The following is a 16,160-nucleotide window of genomic DNA, read 5'->3' as shown; positions in this document are numbered from 1 at the left end:
TAACAAAAACAAAAGGAGGGCCTGCATGAAACAACCACAAGAAATTTTTGATCAGATGGTGTCCGAAGGGGATGTACCGCTCTATCAGCTTAAAAGGCATGCCTTCGAAAACGGCGACAAGGTATTCATCTACTACGGGGAAACGGGCGAAAGCCTGACCTTTAGAGAAATGTATGACCGAAGTCTGAATATTGCTTGTGGGCTGGCTTCATTGGGCATCCAGCGAGGCCAGCCCGTCAGCGTACTCACCAGTAATTCGCTGTTGGCTGCGATTTCCATGTTTGCCTGTTGGCAGGTCGGGGCGATCTATGCGCCGATCAACTTCAACCTGAAGGGCAAGCTGCTTAGCTATCAGATCAGCGATACTGCAGCTCCTGTACTGATTACTGATCCTTCGTTTGGTTCGGAATTACACAAAATAGGGTCGGATATTGCTCCGTGCCATGTAGTATTTGGGCCGGATACCTCCGGAGAGGCTGGTGAGTCTGATGTTGAATTGCCAAATTCAACAGTGCATCGGCTTGATACCCTTGCGGCTTCTGAAATCTCACTGGCTGATCCCGGGCTGGGTCCTTTTGATCCGGCGACCATTATCTATACCTCCGGAACTACTGGGCCTGCCAAGGGTGTTTTGCTTCCATTCCGGTGGATCAATCAGTATGCCTTTGCGGGCCGCAGCCAGTGGACCCCGGAAGATGTGGTGTATTGCGATTTGCCGATGTATCACGTTGGTGGTGCCTATGCGCTCTTGGTTAAAGCGGTTTGGAAGGGCAATACCGTGGGCCTCTGGAACCGGTTCAGTCCCTCGGAATACTGGTCCCGGATCCGCGAGTGCGGAGCAAGCACCGGAATTCTGTTAGACGTCATGATTCCATGGCTGATGTCGGCACCCCCCTCGGACGACGACCGAAATAACACCCTCAATAAGGTGCATATGCAGCCGCTTCCGGCTAACCACTACGAAGTCGCCAAGCGTTTCGGGTTTGACTTTGTTACTTGCGGATTTGGTCAGACGGAGTCCGGCGCCGGTTTTATGGCGATCATTGACGAGCTGGGTGATCAGCCAGGCACGCAGCCGGAACTCTACAAGGGGTTGTCGAAAGACGAACTCCGGGCTTCTGCCAAAGCAGCCGGCCGACTGCTTGTTAGTGGTGAACAAGATCTGCCGGCGGGCTTTATGGGCAGACCATCACCGTTGGTGGATGTTGCCATTCTGGACGAGGACGACAACCGTCTGCCGCCAGGCCAGGTTGGACAGCTGGCATTCCGGCCAAGGTTCCCGGGACTACTGCTTCAGCAATATCTTAATAAGCCTGAAGCCACACTCAAAGCCTGGAGAAATCTCTGGTTCCATACCGGAGATGCCGTGGTTGAAGGAGATGACGGCACTTTTCGGTTTGTTGACCGAATGGGGGGCTATTTCCGGGTGCGTGGCGAAAACGTTTCTTCCTACGAGGTGGAATCCCTGCTCGTGGATCATCCGGAAGTTCGGGCCGTGGCTGCTGTGCCCATGCCAGCACAGGAAGGGAATGAGGATGATATCGCTGTATTCATTGAGCTCAAGGAAGCGGGGAGTACCACAGAGAACGACATTGCTACCTTTGCTGCGGATCACATGCCGAAATATATGCGCCCCCGCCATATTCGCATCGTGGATACTTTGCCAGTAACGCCTACCAACAAAATAGAGAAATACAAACTGAAGCAGATGATTACGGAGCAAGAGCCGCGCTGAAGGCATTGCAGACTGGTAGTAGGCCCGAATACTGAACAACAAGACAAAGGTGGAAGCAGATGGAGAGGATTCTGGTCGCCAATCGTGGCGAAATCGCCATTCGGATAATCCGGGCTGCACGTCAACTGGGGTATCAGACGATTGCGGTATATGCGGGTGATGACGCCGAGGCACTGCATACCAGTTTCGCGGATGAAGCTTGTGAGCTACCCCGTGAAGGTTCTGCTGCCTATCTGGATGGTAGAGCCATTATTTCGGCTGCGCTGGAGAAAGGTTGTTGGGCCATCCATCCAGGGTATGGATTTCTGAGTGAGAATAGTGGCTTTGCAAGGCATTGTGAGGATGCAGGCCTCCGCTTCATAGGCCCACGATCGGAAACACTGGATCTGTTTGGCAATAAAGTTAATGCGCTGAAGGCGGCTTCTGAGTCAGGTATACCGGTTATGCCGGGTACATCTGGCCCGACTTCGCTTAGGCAGGCCAAGGCCTTCGCACTGGAAAACGGCGGGGCGGTTATACTGAAAGCCATAGCCGGGGGCGGTGGCCGAGGAATGAGGGTCGTGAAGTCAATCGAGGAGCTCGATGATGCCTATCTGCGCTGCCAGTCCGAAGCAGAGCAGGCATTCGGTAACGGCGACCTGTATGTGGAAAAGCTGCTTCATAACGCACGCCATATCGAAGTGCAAATTGTTGGCGATGGTTCTGGCCGGGTCACTCACCTCTGGGAACGGGATTGCACGGTGCAAAGGCGCCACCAGAAGCTGTTGGAAATCGCGCCAAGCCCTGTACTCCCTCAGTCGATGCGTGAGCACATACTTGAAGCAGCGCAAATACTGGCATCCCAGGCTCGTTATGAAAATATTGGCACCTTTGAGTTTCTGGTCTCCGAGGGTGGTTTCTGGTTCATGGAGGCAAACCCCCGGCTTCAGGTTGAACATACAGTTACTGAGGAAATTACCGGTGTTGATCTGGTGCAGACTCAAATCAGAATCGCTGCGGGGAAATCTCTTTCTGAATTGGGGTTGGAGTCGGCGCCGCCAGCCAATGGCTTTGCGATACAGGCTCGGGTCAACCTTGAAGAGTTCACTTCAGACGGAATAGTCAGGCCCAGATCCGGCCTTATTACCGGGTTTATCCCTCCCTCCGGTCCGGGAGTGCGTGTCGATAGCTATGGTTACCCCGGTTACAATGCCAGTCACCGATACGATTCGTTGGTCGCGAAAGTGATTGCGCGGGGTGAGAGTTTTCTCTCTGCTGCCGCAACCCTCACCGGAGCCCTGCGCGAATTCCACATCACCGGTCTGCCTACAAACATCCCGCTCCTTGGAGCAATTCTGAGTAATCCAGCATTTCTTCGGGGGGAGTACAGCACCTACTTCATTGCTGCTCATCAGCAGGAGATACAAACGGCTATTAGTACCTTTTCTCCACTAGCTTTCCCTGCGCTCGAAGACGGGAGTTGTGATAAGCACCAAAGTCGTCAGGATGCCTCGGCTCTCACGATGGGCTTCGATACTGGCCACGCCATCCATGCACCCATGGAGGGTATGATCATTTCTGTCGATGTCGAAATCGGGGATCTTGTCCAGCAGGGGCAGCCGCTCATGGTGATCGAAGCCATGAAAATGGAGCAGTCTGTCCGGGCTGCATACAGCGGCCGGGTAAGTGCAGTTACGGCTCAGGTTGGTGATGTCATCAGGGAGAACGACATTCTTGCCACTATTGAGCCCGGTGACGCCGACTCATTAGCGAACTACGAAAGAACAGTTTCTCCTCCACTATTCGACGAGCAGGACGCAGGCTGGGGCGCCGAAGTTGAAGAGAGCCAGCGGCGTTTCGCGATGGCCCAACAGCTGGGCGGCAAGGACAAAGTCAGTAAGCAAAAAGCCAAAGGAAAACTGACCGCCCGCGAGCGCGTCGAGGACCTGGCCGACGAAGGCACATTTACAGAGGTCGGGGCGCTTACAGGGTTTGCCGAATACGACGAACAGGGCAACCTGATCAACCTAAAACCCGCCAATTTTATCGGTGGCACTGTGCGCCTCAATGGACGCAAAGTGACTGTTGGAATCGATGACTTTACGTTGCGGGCGAGTTCGGGTGATGCCGCGATTCACGGTAAGCAGATCTTCCTCGAAACCTACGCCAGGGATATGCGCTTGCCGGTCGTACGATTGCTCGACGGCGCTTCCGGCGGTGGTAGTGTCAAGATGGCGCTCGAACGTGGCTTTCATTATGTCCCCATCAACCCGGGTTGGGATGCGGTTGTTGATAATCTCTCACTAGTGCCAGTTGTTGCCGCAGCGTTAGGGCCAGTTGTAGGGCTCGGTGCCGCCAGGCTCGCGATGTCGCACCTCGCTGTAATGGTCCGGGGCATCGGCCAGGCATTTACCGCCGGCCCCCCAATAGTAAAAGCCAGTACGGGTGAAGATCTGACCTTGGAAGAGCTGGGTGGTGCCGGAATTCATGCGGAAAGCGGGGTGGTTGAACGCCTGGTCGACACAGAGCGGGAGGCCTTCGATGTTATTCGGAAGTTTTTGTCCTATTTGCCGCGGAGTGTGGACGAACTGCCTCCCCGGCAGGTTTGCGATGATCCTGTGGGACGGCGAGAGGAACAACTGCTTAGTGCTATCCCCAGGAACTCCAGAAAACCTTATGACATCAATGCCATTCTTGAGGCGGTCTTCGATCGGGGTTCTGTCTTCACTTATGCTGAATATGGTGGTTCTACTGTGACGGCTCTCGGCCGGTTAAATGGTTATCCGGTGGGTATTCTCGCGACCAACCCGCTCAAGGGTGTCACCATGACTGTAGAGGGAGCACAGGCTGTTACTCGTTTGGTGGACCTTTGCGATACCTTCCATCTGCCTGTTGTCAGCTTGACCGATCAGGGTGGCGTTTCCATAGGCTCTGCAGCGGAGCGTCGAGGTACGATACGCCACGGGGTCAGGGCAATTTCTGCCATCTATCAGGCCCGGGTACCCCAGGCAGAGCTGATTCTGCGCAGAATCTTTGGAGTAGGTGGTGCTGGTATGGTCAATCGCCATCGGGCATTGCCCAGCTGGTCCTGGCCGTCGGGTACCTGGGGTTCACTGCCGTCACGTGGTGGCATTGAAGCAGCCTTTAGCTCCCAGCTTAACGTGGTGGAAAACCGGGAGCGGGAACTGGAGCGAATCAGTCTGAATATGGAAAAAATCGCTTCACCGTTCCGCACAGCTGAAAAATTTGGCGTGCAGAACATGATTGATCCGAGAGATAGTCGCCGATTGCTTTGCGACTGGGTTGAAGACGCTTATCGCATACTCCCCAAACAGTTGGGGAAACCAGCTTCCGGAACGAGACCGTAAAAGGGGGCATTGCTGCCTTCGGTTGTTCAGCCCCGACTCTGTTCGGCAATGAAAAGAACGTCTCTCAAAGCTCCGGGTTCCGGGCGCCTCAAGAAATTTGGCTGGTGGAGACGGCGGGAATTGAACCCGATGCCGCAACCGTTCAAAGAAACACAGTAAGCCACTCTTCGTGCCAAATCAGTTACTTCTGAAAATCGAGTTCCGCGGAAAACCACAGTAAATCACAGGATCGTGGACACTTTGTTGACACCTTAGGTAAGCTTCCTATCGGTCTTTCAATGGAGTGAACGATGTCTTGGTTCAAGGTGTTTTCTGCAGTAGTAGTTGCCAATATCGTATCGTGGATCATCATCAGCATCATCGGTTGGGTGATTTTCTTCGTGGTTTTTGATTCCATGACTGATTTCATGGGAAGGAAAATGGATGAGCAAGTTTCACAAGAATTCCCTCCAATAACTGTTCCAACACCTGGTCCGTCTTCTCGTGACATTCAGAGTCAGTGGGAAGAATCGCAAAAGGATCGGGAGCGTAGGCGGGCAGCTGCACAGAGAGAAGCTGAGCGGAAGCTGGCAATGGTTCAAAAGAATCGCGAGCTATGCGAATTCTGGCAGGCTGAATATGAAAAGGATGGTACTGAAAAGAGCAAGGCCTACCGCGATATGGCATGTACACGGTATCGAAACAACCTATGATCGAGGAAGGCAGACCTGTCCAGGGTTCCGATTTCCATTAGAAAACAGGATTTTGTGCTGGAAATTCTCTGCGCGGGTCTTCGGAAAACCACTACGTTGTTGACGTTTTTCCTGCACGTGATCGTTATTGCTGTTTCCGTCAATAGCGTATATACTTTGTATATACAAATCGTCAGAGGGATCCGATGGGGCTAAAGTGTTCACCGCAGGTTAAGCAAAAGTTGGCTCAAAGGCATGGAGTCAGCTTGGAGGAAGTTCAGGAGTGTATCGCGAATCGTACGGGTAAGTTTCTGGAAGACATGAGAGAAGATCACAAGTCAGATCCACCTACTCAGTGGTTTATTGCTGAAACCGACAGTGGTCGACAACTAAAAATCGTTTTCATTCTTAAAGACGGTGACGTGGTTGTTAAAACTGCGTATGTGCCTAACGAAGACGAAAAGCGTATTTACATAAAGTACGCGTAAAAGAGAGAAACCCATCTCATTAGGTCGCTATGAAGGTCCAAGAGCCGGCAAGAGCTTTGTGGCCTCGCGACGGGAGATTACCATGGCAAAGAGCATGAAAAAAATTAAAGGAACCCCCGACGCTTGGGAAAATGGAGAATTAGGAAGAGAGGAAGAATATGTACGCGTCTCTAAAAGTGTTAGTGAGGACGCCCTGAATGCTGCAGCTGAGCTGCACCCGATTTCCATTAGACTGCAAAAATCTCTCATTGAAGATTTCAAAATGATCGCTGATATACACGGTATCGGCTACCAGCCGCTTATCAGGCAGGTCCTCAAGCGGTTCGCTGATTCAGAGAAAAAGCGGATTCTCAGGGAGAAATCAGTAGAAATGGGTTCTACGAAAGCAGAATCTGACTCAGTCGACGACTGTCATTTTGAAGATGATTGCGCAGCTGTAGGATGAGACGCCTCCTATAGTAAAAAAAGCCGGGGAAACCCCGGCTTTTTTTTACCTGAAGATACTCTCATTCTTGATCATTCTGAGGGAAAGGAAGCTTGGTATTTCCTGACCTGCTCCCAACTTTCGCAAGCCATTTTGTAATGAATGGTGGTGACATCGTTACACTGAGAGAGATCCTAGGGCACAGCTCATTGACAATGACACTTTGTTATTCGCATTTGGCTCCCGATCACCTGGATCGAGCAGTGAGACTCTCTCCTTTAAACAGCTTGTCATAGGGTGTTAATCGCCTTTCGTAGTGGTTTCAGTGTTCTTGGGCAGCTCAATCTGCCACGCTGCTGGAATATGCTGTAAAAACACCTTTCTATGTGATTCAGGGATATAGTTTTCAAAAACTAACCTCGCGTTTTCTGGAGAGATATAGTCTCTTGGATTCTGCTCGTCCGTGAACTCTTTTAGGCGATTGCTGAAGGATCGTGCTGCGTATTCGTCTTTTCGATTTAATTCCCCGGAAGCCTCGGTAGCATTTCCAATAGCATTCAATATCTTACATCTTGCATCGTTAACCGCTTGAAGGGATTCGAGATCGTTTTTTAGATCTGAGTAGTCGCTCTCTATTTGAGATAGAGCTGAATAATTGTCATAGAATTTATGGAAATTTGCACAGTCTTGGAGTCCGTTTGCCACTGCTAATGTGAAGTCAGCGTAGGATCGAAGCAGATTTACAGGGTCTCTATTAATCGCTGCAGCGTCGACGGGTCTGGGCAGGCCCAGAAAATTCGACACCGTGATATTTGCATATACCCATAGTCTCGGAATGCTGCTTGTTGTTAAGGCAAGGGAATCTTCGTGGAGATCACTTTTCGTCTTTTCAACGATTTCGTTGAACTGCTCTGCAACTTTGTCCATGAAGGGTTTCAATGCAGCATTTGGTAAAAGGTCCCCATAAGGTGCCCCAGGAAACACTCTGTCGTATATTTCCCAAATTTGCCTGTTTTTTATGTCATTTAGTCGCAGTGGATCATTGTCGCGAAAGAACTGCTCAAATAGCTTCTTGTGATCGATGTAGTTCGAAAAAATATTCTGATTAAGTTGCGTTTTGATCTGAGCCGCTGATTGCATAGAGCGGTGGTGTGAGGCCACCAGTGCTCCTAGTGGAATGGCTAGCCCCATGACAGCAAACTGGAATTTGAAAAGATTGAAGAACGTGCCGAAGCATTCGATTTCAAAACATGGCGTTAATTTATTGCTGCTATTCAATGCAGCCACAATCATTAAGGTTACCCCGAGAAATACTGGGATCAGCACTGCTCGACGAAAAAGGGATGTGTCGATTAAGTGTGCCTCTGAAGTCATAGGCACACCTTTCCACTTGAATTTATCCTCGTCCTCGGTGGACACGTGGTGGCCACTCCTCGCGATTTATTTCTATGAAGCAATAAAAAAAGCCCCTAAAATCAGGGGCTTTCTTCTCTTTGGTTGGTGGAGACGGCGGGAATTGAACCCGCGTCCGCCAGCACTGTGCCTTGAGATCTACATGCTTATGTCCTTCAATTGATTTAACCTCAAGCGACCCGAAGGCCAGGGTGCAAGAGGCGAGTTCTTTAAATCTTAGCCGCTAGCCAGTGAACTCTGGATAACGGAGCATCCCGTAAGCGATGACGTCCTGAAATGTAGCTCTGGGCTACGGGCGACCCAGTCAGGACGACTAGCAGCTTACGCTGCTAGTGCGTAGTTTTCGTCGTTTGCGACTATTGCATTGCAGCTTTGGATTAACGAGATTCGCTGCCATCTCGACATGCACCCAAGGGTTCGCCACCAGCGTCGAAGCCATGTCGTCCCCTTATCCACAGTATATGTGGGCGTCTTGCCCAACTTCAAGGTCTCTTTGTTGCTGTTTTGCACTAGCTGCTTCGAAATCCTTTTAAATGTCAGCCTGTCTTTAGCTTTGTGCTCTTGTGCCGGCCGGCCAGGGCCGCGCGGTTCAAGGCTTTAAAGCTCTCGCGGAAGTAGTTCATCACGGCGTTCGGATCTGCATGAATAGCTTTGTCGACGGTAATGCCAAACTGAACTGTGCCTGCGTAGCTGAAAATACTCATGCCGATGCCAATATTTCCGCTTTGAGGTACCCAGAACATGGGTTGGGTTACCTTGCTCCCCGCCAGGTACAGGGCTTCTTTCGGTCCGGGCACATTGGTTAGCACGGCAGATGCTTTGTTGCTGAGTAGTTCCAGCGCCCTCCGTTCAAGAATGTCGGGGCCCCGGCCGAATAAATCAAGGAGGCTGTAGGTAACCTGCGCCTGGTACGACCGTTTCAGCCGGTTCATATTCTCCTGAACCTGCTGGAAGCACATAAGTGGATCCGTCACTTCCGCCGGGAGCGTTACCAGCACCAGGCCAAATTTGTTGCCCAGGGTTTCGATAGGTTGATCGAGAGGGCGCAGGTTGAACGGAACGGCGACACGGATTCCTCGTTCCGGTACCGCTTCCTTGTTGGCTGCAAAGTGTCGCTGAAGGGCCCCGGTTACCGTGCATAGCAGCACGTCGTTGATGGTGCCGCCCAGAGCTTTGGAGCAGGCCTTTACTTCGGCAAGGTCCAGCGGGTCTGCCCAGGCTACTTGTTTGCGGCCTGAGAGTGGATTTTTTAGTCCGGTTTTTGGCTCAAAGGGTGCAAGGCCCAGTTTTACCAGATCCAAAATAACGCTGCTGGCGGTCGAGGCCAGTTTGATCGGATAACTGGGCTCTTCACGCATGGATTGAATGAACAGGCGGGCCTGACTTGTAGCAGTCTGGGCATTGTCGACAGCACGGTGGAGCAGTTGCTGAAGCGAGGATCTCTGGTTTGTTTTTGAAGTCCGTCTGGGGGCAATCTTTCTCGGTTTGGGGTCTGGTGTTTTGTCAGTGAGGGACAACATGACCCGAACCAGTGAAATACCATCTGCAATGCAGTGGTGGATACGCACTAACAGTGCGCTGCCGCCTTCGTAGTTGTCTATATAGTGCATTTGCCAGAGAGGTCGGCGGAAATCCAGTGAGGAGCTGTTCATGTCACTGGCTAGTTTCTGAAGTTCAGCCTTGTCAGCTCTGCCCGGCAAGGCTATCTGATGGAGGTGATTGTCCAGGTCAAACAGAGGGTCCTCCTGCCAGTAGGTTTTGTCCCCTGTGTCCACAACCATTTGCCGGAAACGACTGAAGCGCAGGAACCGTTCTTCAATCGTATGTTTGAGGCGGTTCATGGGTATGCGGCGTTCTAGAGTAAGAACGCCGCATATCATCATCGGGTTCTCGGGCGTGTCCATTCGCAGCCACGCGCGATCGACGGCCGACATGGGTATCTGAGTTGCTGGCATAGGCCTCTCTCTTCAGTGCTGCACCGGACAACTGCAGTATAGGCAGCGATAAAAAAGGTGCATAGAGGGCGAGTATGCTACACAAGCAACCCGCGGCTTATGACGCGGGTCAGCAAAATTGTCGGTTAACTAACCGTCAGGCGTTGCCGTCACGCAGGATGCGTTGTTTCTGGCGATTCCAGTCCCGCTCCTTCTCGGTGGCACGTTTATCAAACAGCTTCTTGCCTTTCACAAGGGCAATTTCACACTTCACTTTGTTCTTTTTCCAATACAGTGCCAGGGGTACGCAGGTTTGGCCTGCCTGGCTCGTTTCCCCGATCAGCTTGGCCAGTTCTTTGGTGTGCAGAAGCAGCTTGCGTGTGCGGGTAGGGTCGGCAATAACGTGTGTGGAGGCCGTAGTCAGGGGCTGGATGTGTCCGCCCAGCAGGAAGGCCTCGCCATCTTTCAGCAGGACATAGGCGTCGGTTATCTGGGCTTTGCCAGCGCGTAGTGATTTCACTTCCCAGCCGAGAAGGACAAGACCCGCCTCAAAGCGTTGCTCTATGTGATATTCGTGCTTCGCCTTCTTGTTCAGGGCGATGGTACTACTCTGCGTACCGGGCTTTTTCTTGCTCATGAATTAATTATCCGGGTTCGGACGAATGAACGGGCCGACCGCACGCGGGTCGGCAAAAGGCGCATTGTAGCCCAGGAGTGCCAGACTGGTCACGAAATGGCCGTGAAAGACACAGTCAGTTCGTAAGTGGCGGATTCCTTCGGCTACACTATCAGGCCAGACACTTTCCTGAGGTCAGTGGCGCAAATGCCAACGCCATATCAAGTACATATCGGGTCATTTACCCGGAAATCAACCTTCTTCTGGGCTGCAGTGGGCGCAACTGTGGGTTTGGCTAACCTGTGGCAGTTTCCTTACCTTGCAAGCATGCACGGCGGTGGGTTGTTTATTCTGTTGTATCTCGGGTGTTTGCTGTTGGTAACACTGCCTCTGATGGTTACTGAAGTCTCTATTGGTCGCTATGCCCGCCATGGGATTGTATTAGCCATGGATGGCCTGATTCGCCGTGCGGGAAGTTCAAGGGCGTGGATGGCTGCGGGCAGGCTCAGCATACTGGCGGCTTTTCTGGTGTTGTCATTCACTGCGGTATTCGGGGCTATTACTCTGGCCTATGTGTTTCTCGGTGCTACGGGCAAGTTTGCCGGAGCAGGTGAGGTTGAGGCTACCGGGATTCTTGCCGGGTTGGTTTCTGATCCAAGGGCTCACCGGACATTCATGGGCTGGCATGTTTTCTTTTTGATTATGGTGCTATGGGTTTCCGGGCAAGGTGTGGTGGGAGGTCTTGAGCGGGCGTTCAGAATTGTGGTGCCGGGCACGCTTTTGCTCCTGTTTGCTTTATTTGGTCTTGCTGCATGGCACGGTCGGATTGACGGAGCCATTAGTCAGATTCTTGGTATGCACCCGCAGGATCTTACATGGGGTAGTCTGCGTGCAGCCTTGTTCCATGCGTTTTTTACCTTGGGTCTTGGGATGGGTGTGTGGTCGGTTCTGGGTGCTTATACAGCCCCCGACACGCGCTTGAAGCGTTCCGTTCTGGCTGTTGTTTTAATGGATACGCTGGTAGCGATTCTCGCCGGCCTGATGATTTTCACCATGGCTACCGAAAACAACATTTTTGATGGTGAGCGTGGCTTTGGCCTGTTGTTTGTATCGCTGCCTGTGACGCTTGCTGAGCTTCCCGGAAGCCAGTTCATTATCGCCACTGTTTTTCTGCTGGTGGTAATGATTGTGTGGGCGACCGCTCTGGCCTTGCTGGAGCCGGTTGTTGGCTGGTTTCGTGAATGGACGAGTGCGCCCCGGGGGCTGACGGTGATTATTGTCGGGCTGGCGGTTTGGCTTGCGGGTCTGGCAACTTTGTTTTCGTTCAATATTTGGGCGGACTACAGAGCTGGTGGTGCGACGGTTTTTCGCTGGCTGGAATTGATAACCGGGGGGCTGATGATTCCTTTGGTAGCGATTCTTGTGGCGCTTTTTACCGGTTGGTGCATGACCCGCAACCTCTCGAAAATCATGCTTGGAGCAGCGCCCAGGCTCTTTGGTGATATATGGTTCTGGGTAATGCGTCTGGTATTGCCCGTAGTTGTTGTCTATATCGGAACCCATTACACGGCCGCTTCACTGGTAACCTTGTGTGACAACGGTAGCAGGGCCTTCTGGTGTGAACCTGCGCCAGGTATGGTTTTGCAGGAAAAGAGTGAAATCCCTTCTGAAGTGGCGGGTGCAGGTGGCCGTGTTGAAGAAGATGCCGGAGACGACGCACTGGCAAGCAAGAAGGCGGTTGAGGGTTCAGCGGCACGGCTACCTGCAGAGCAGATGCCCAAGACGGAGCATGAAGAAGAGCAATTGCCCCCTGAAAATGCCCCTAAAGACGACGATATCCTTTATCATAGCGTCTGATTGCAGTCGTGCGGGTTCTTTATGCACCTGTCATCATTTTTAAAGTGTGTTTGTAAGCAGGACGACCCGTTCCAATGGCGCATCAGATTGATAAGACAGCCCTGGTCATGCACTCTGCCGAGCGCATGTTTCATCTGGTTAATGACGTTGCCCGATACCCCGAGTTTCTTCCGTGGTGTGCGGGTGCAGAGATCCATCAGCAGAGCCCGGAGCAGATTATGGCTTCGCTGGAGATAGCCAAAGGCGGGATACGGCACAAGCTTACGACTCGCAATGAGCTATTGATGCCGGAAGCGATTGAAATGAATCTGGTGGATGGGCCCTTTCATAACCTTACGGGTCGCTGGCACTTCAAAGCGCTGGATGAGAATGCCTGCAAAGTGATTCTGACGTTGGAATTTGAATTCTCCGGCACCCTGTCACGTATGACCTTTGGGCCGGTGTTCAATCAGGCAGCGACCACCATGGTGGATGCTTTCTGTCGTCGTGCGGATGATATCTATAAGGGGGTGCCGGATGCCGCACGTTGAAGTGGCTTATGCCCGGCCGGACAAGCAGGAGATCGTTCCTGTTCAGGTGCCGGAGGGTACGACCGCTGTTGAGGCGGTTAAACTGTCGGGCATCGTGGCAATCTTCCCGGAAATCGACGCAGATTCGATTGATATGGGAATCTTCGGCAAGGTTATTAAAAAACCTGCTGAGCATGAGTTGCGTGACGGGGACCGGGTGGAGCTGTATCGCCCACTCAAGATTGACCCGAAACAGGCGCGCCTGAACCGGGCAAAAAAGAAGTCCTGACAGGATCAGTAGGCTGGTGTTTCTTCCAGAAGCTGGGCTTCATAATGGGAGTAACGGTCGCCATCGTAATAGATGATGATACGTTGCTCTTCGATTTCACCGCCGCTGCGCTGGAAGGTGTACACGTAGTATTCGCGGGAGCTGTCAACAGGGTTCAGCAACAGTGGGCTGCCCAGCAGCGCCTGAACCTGGCTACGCGGCATGCCTTCGTTAAGTTTGGACAGCTCTTCATCGGTAACAATGTTGCCTTGCTGGACGTTGATCTTGTAAACACCCGGGAAAGAACAACCGGACAGAATCAGGGTGAGAATGAGAGCTGTGATCTTTTGCATCGCCGGAGGAAATCCTCTATCTTGAAATCGCCTGCCAGGGGCAGGTGTGGCACGGGTTAACCGTTAAATGGCGGCTTCATCATACCGGAAGCCGTGAGGCACACCAAAGAGTGAATAGTAACATGTCATCTGAAAACACCGAATTAAGAAAAGTCGGTCTTAAAGTCACTCTCCCAAGAGTGAAGATCTTCAACATCCTGGAGAATTCCAAGGACCACCATCTCAGTGCAGAGGATGTGTACAAACGACTCCTGGATCAGGGTGATGACGTGGGGTTGGCCACCGTTTACCGGGTTCTTACCCAGTTTGAGACAGCGGGTCTGGTGTTGCGCCACAATTTCGAAGGTGGGCATGCGGTTTTCGAGATGGCTGGCGAAGACCACCACGATCACATGGTTTGTACCCAGACCGGGCAGGTAATCGAGTTTGTTGACGAGGTGATTGAGGAGCGTCAGAAAAAGATTGCGAAAGAGCATGGCTACGAAATTGTCGAGCACAGCCTTATTCTTTACGTAAAGCCTATCAAGTCATAGGAATGCGGTGTTAATGACGAAATAAAAAAAGGGGCAGGCCGTGAAGCTTGCCCCAATAGCTCTCAGGGTTGAGAGGGGAAAAGTAACTACCACCTCAGTGGTGGGTAGCCTGTCCTTTGGAAAACATTTCTGTAGCATGGGCCAGGGTATGCTCGGTCATATCCACGCCGCCCAGCATTCTTGCAACTTCACTGATTCTTCCCTGGTCATCCAATGATTCGATTTTCGAGAAAGTCGCTTCCTGTTGGGTGAACTTACTGACAAACAGGTGTTGATGGCACTGAGCTGCAACCTGGGGCAAGTGGGTTACGCAGATAACCTGGCCGCTGTCTCCCAGCGAGCGTAACAGCTTGCCAACCACTTCTGCTGTGCCGCCGCCAATGCCTACGTCGACTTCGTCAAAGATCAGGGTCGGGGTTGTGGATGTCTGGGCAACCACAACCTGAATGGCCAGACTGATGCGTGATAATTCGCCTCCGGACGCAACTTTGGCAAGTGGTCTTGCTGGTTGTCCGGGGTTGGCGCTGACCAAGAACTCTATTTCTTCTGCGCCGTGTGGCGCCGGGTCGTTCTGGTCGTTGCGATTCAGTTGGGTGATAAACTGCACTGCCGGCATACTCAGTTGAACCAGTTCGCCCGCAATACGTTGATCCAGCTCTGCGGCTGCCTTGGCCCGGGCTTTGGAAAGCTTGCTGGCGAGTTTGTCGAAGTTGTTGCGCTGGATTTCCAGCTCTGCTTCCAGCTTCTCCAGACTGCCTTCTCCGCCATCCAGTTCCGCCAGTTCTGCGCTTAACCGTTGATGAAATTCTGGAAGTTCCTCTGGGTTGATACGGTGTTTGCGCGCCATCTGGTAGATAGCGCTGAGCCTTTCTTCAACTTCGGCCAGGCGCGCGGGGTCAGCTTCGTAGTCATCCACAAAGTGGCGAAGGTTATTGCCGGCCTCACTGATCTGAATCTGGGCTTCGCTGAGCATCTGAATAGTATCCGCAAGTGCGGGGACTTCGACGGGAAGTTGTTCCAGTTGTTGCAGGGCATGTTGAACCAGGCCTGCAGCGCTGGTTTCATCTTCAGTGCAAAGCAGGGCTGCCTGGTGGCTGCTATGCAATATTGCATCCGCCTGGCTTAATTGTGCCTGTTCATGCTCCAGCAGTTCCTGTTCGCCACTTTCCATTGCGAGCCGGTCAAGCTCCTCAACCTGATAACGCAATAGCTGTAATCTGGCTTCAGACTCTTCTGCGTTCTGTTGGCGCTCGGCCAGCTTTGTGCGAATCTGATTCCAGGTTTTCCACGCCTCTCGGGTCTGGTTGGCTAGATCCTCTGCGCCTGCGAATTCGTCAACCAGTTTGCGGTGTGTTTCTTTACGCAGGAGAGATTGGTGCTGGTGTTGGCTGTGGATATCCATTAACAGACCCCCCAGCTCTTTCAGGTGGGTAAGGGGGCAGGGCTGGCCGTTAATGTAAGCTCGTGATCGCCCGTCCTTGCTTATCGCCCGGCGCAGAATACAGTCGCTGTCGTCATCCAGTTCGTGCTCCTCCAGCCATTGCAGGGCGTCGGGAATGCCGGATACATCAAATGTGGCGGTTATATCTGCACGTTTAGCTCCGTGGCGCACAGCTCCAGCGTCAGCGCGACCTCCCATGGTCAGGCCCAATGCGTCCAGCACTATGGATTTGCCCGCGCCGGTTTCACCAGTAAGAGCTGTCATACCTTTGCCGAACTGCAGTTCTACCCTTTCGGCAATCGCATAATTGGAAACTGTGAGCTGTGTGAGCATGCAGATAACCTCCGCCGTAAAAAGATACTGTCTGTACATACAGTGCATGTGAATATATACAGGGTTTTTCGGGTTTGCAAACCCAAGACCGAGATTTTCTTGGGTAATGCGGGCTCTGATGGTTGAAACCTGAGCTCTGGCCCCCATATCCGTTCGCAATAACATTCTTCCGGCTCCGCGGGGCTGGAGCCTATGTTCAATTGGCCGCGTTTGAGCCGGCCACCGGAGATCTGGCAGG

The 16,160-nt window shown here is 52.4% G+C and carries 14 protein-coding genes, 1 other RNA gene and 1 pseudogene; 10 read left to right on the top strand and 6 right to left on the bottom strand.

What is annotated here, in order from left to right; genetic code table 11:
• The first annotated feature begins 25 nt into the window (after positions 1-25).
• The 6 genes and pseudogenes from DS878_RS12235 to DS878_RS15645 all read left to right on the top strand — a co-directional run.
• Positions 26-1,735 carry an AMP-binding protein gene (locus DS878_RS12235; RefSeq protein ID WP_113816212.1) on the top strand — a complete coding sequence of 570 codons (1,710 nt, stop codon included), beginning with the start codon at positions 26-28 and terminating at the stop codon, positions 1,733-1,735.
• Between the two features lie 59 nt (positions 1,736-1,794).
• Positions 1,795-5,082: an acetyl-CoA carboxylase family protein gene (locus tag DS878_RS12230; RefSeq protein ID WP_113816211.1), complete on the top strand. Its 3,288-nt coding sequence runs from the start codon at positions 1,795-1,797 to the stop codon at positions 5,080-5,082.
• A gap of 290 nt (positions 5,083-5,372) precedes the next feature.
• Entirely contained in the window at positions 5,373-5,774 is a 402-nt protein-coding gene (locus DS878_RS12225) for a hypothetical protein (protein WP_113816210.1), read from the top strand.
• Between the two features lie 245 nt (positions 5,775-6,019).
• Positions 6,020-6,241 (top strand): ADP-ribosyl-(dinitrogen reductase) hydrolase, encoded by a 222-nt coding sequence (locus tag DS878_RS12220; RefSeq protein ID WP_261977799.1) that lies wholly within the window; start codon positions 6,020-6,022, stop codon positions 6,239-6,241.
• A gap of 82 nt (positions 6,242-6,323) precedes the next feature.
• Positions 6,324-6,686 (top strand): BrnA antitoxin family protein, encoded by a 363-nt coding sequence (locus DS878_RS12215; RefSeq protein ID WP_222837466.1) that lies wholly within the window; start codon positions 6,324-6,326, stop codon positions 6,684-6,686.
• 116 nt (positions 6,687-6,802) lie between these two features.
• Positions 6,803-6,961, top strand: a pseudogene (locus DS878_RS15645) (integrase); the annotation flags it as partial.
• Between the two features lie 4 nt (positions 6,962-6,965).
• On the opposite strand, the gene DS878_RS12205 reads toward DS878_RS15645, so the two are convergent.
• The 4 genes from DS878_RS12205 to smpB form a co-directional block, all read right to left on the bottom strand.
• Complete coding sequence (locus DS878_RS12205) at positions 6,966-8,084, bottom strand: hypothetical protein (protein WP_113816208.1); 1,119 nt, start codon at positions 8,082-8,084, stop codon at positions 6,966-6,968.
• Between the two features lie 79 nt (positions 8,085-8,163).
• Positions 8,164-8,526: a transfer-messenger RNA gene (ssrA, locus tag DS878_RS12200) on the bottom strand.
• An 88-nt stretch (positions 8,527-8,614) separates the two neighbouring features.
• Positions 8,615-10,033, bottom strand: coding sequence for a WS/DGAT/MGAT family O-acyltransferase (locus DS878_RS12195; RefSeq protein WP_113816207.1), 1,419 nt, complete (start codon positions 10,031-10,033; stop codon positions 8,615-8,617).
• A gap of 136 nt (positions 10,034-10,169) precedes the next feature.
• Entirely contained in the window at positions 10,170-10,649 is a 480-nt protein-coding gene (smpB, locus tag DS878_RS12190) for an SsrA-binding protein SmpB (RefSeq protein ID WP_113816206.1), read from the bottom strand.
• 186 nt (positions 10,650-10,835) lie between these two features.
• Here smpB and DS878_RS12185 point away from each other — a divergent pair, with 186 nt between their 5' ends.
• The 3 genes from DS878_RS12185 to DS878_RS12175 all read left to right on the top strand — a co-directional run bounded on the left by DS878_RS12185 (position 10,836) and on the right by DS878_RS12175 (position 13,283).
• On the top strand, positions 10,836-12,485 hold the full coding sequence (locus tag DS878_RS12185; RefSeq protein WP_113816205.1) for a sodium-dependent transporter: 1,650 nt from the start codon (positions 10,836-10,838) through the stop codon (positions 12,483-12,485).
• Between the two features lie 74 nt (positions 12,486-12,559).
• Positions 12,560-13,015: a type II toxin-antitoxin system RatA family toxin gene (locus DS878_RS12180; protein WP_113816204.1), complete on the top strand. Its 456-nt coding sequence runs from the start codon at positions 12,560-12,562 to the stop codon at positions 13,013-13,015.
• Positions 13,002-13,283, top strand: a complete 282-nt coding sequence (locus DS878_RS12175; RefSeq protein ID WP_113816203.1) for an RnfH family protein — start codon at positions 13,002-13,004, stop codon at positions 13,281-13,283. Before DS878_RS12180 ends, DS878_RS12175 begins: the two co-directional genes overlap by 14 nt.
• A 5-nt stretch (positions 13,284-13,288) precedes the next feature.
• Here the strand turns inward: DS878_RS12175 and DS878_RS12170 are convergent, their stop codons facing one another.
• Positions 13,289-13,615, bottom strand: coding sequence for an outer membrane protein assembly factor BamE (locus DS878_RS12170; RefSeq protein WP_113816202.1), 327 nt, complete (start codon positions 13,613-13,615; stop codon positions 13,289-13,291).
• A gap of 122 nt (positions 13,616-13,737) precedes the next feature.
• Between DS878_RS12170 and fur the strand changes: the two genes are divergently transcribed.
• The gene (gene fur / locus DS878_RS12165; protein ID WP_096780559.1) at positions 13,738-14,148 is read left to right on the top strand and encodes a ferric iron uptake transcriptional regulator; all 411 of its coding nucleotides are present in this window, start codon (positions 13,738-13,740) and stop codon (positions 14,146-14,148) included.
• Positions 14,149-14,242: 94 nt separating this feature from the next.
• Here fur and recN read toward each other — a convergent pair whose 3' ends face one another.
• Entirely contained in the window at positions 14,243-15,922 is a 1,680-nt protein-coding gene (gene recN / locus DS878_RS12160) for a DNA repair protein RecN (RefSeq protein WP_113816693.1), read from the bottom strand.
• Between the last annotated feature and the right edge of the window lie 238 nt (positions 15,923-16,160).

Source organism: Marinobacter sp. F3R11, assembly GCF_003318275.1.
GTDB lineage: Bacteria > Pseudomonadota > Gammaproteobacteria > Pseudomonadales > Oleiphilaceae > Marinobacter.
Note: the sequence above shows the minus strand (reverse complement) of the source record. Positions and strands in the feature narration are given on the sequence as shown.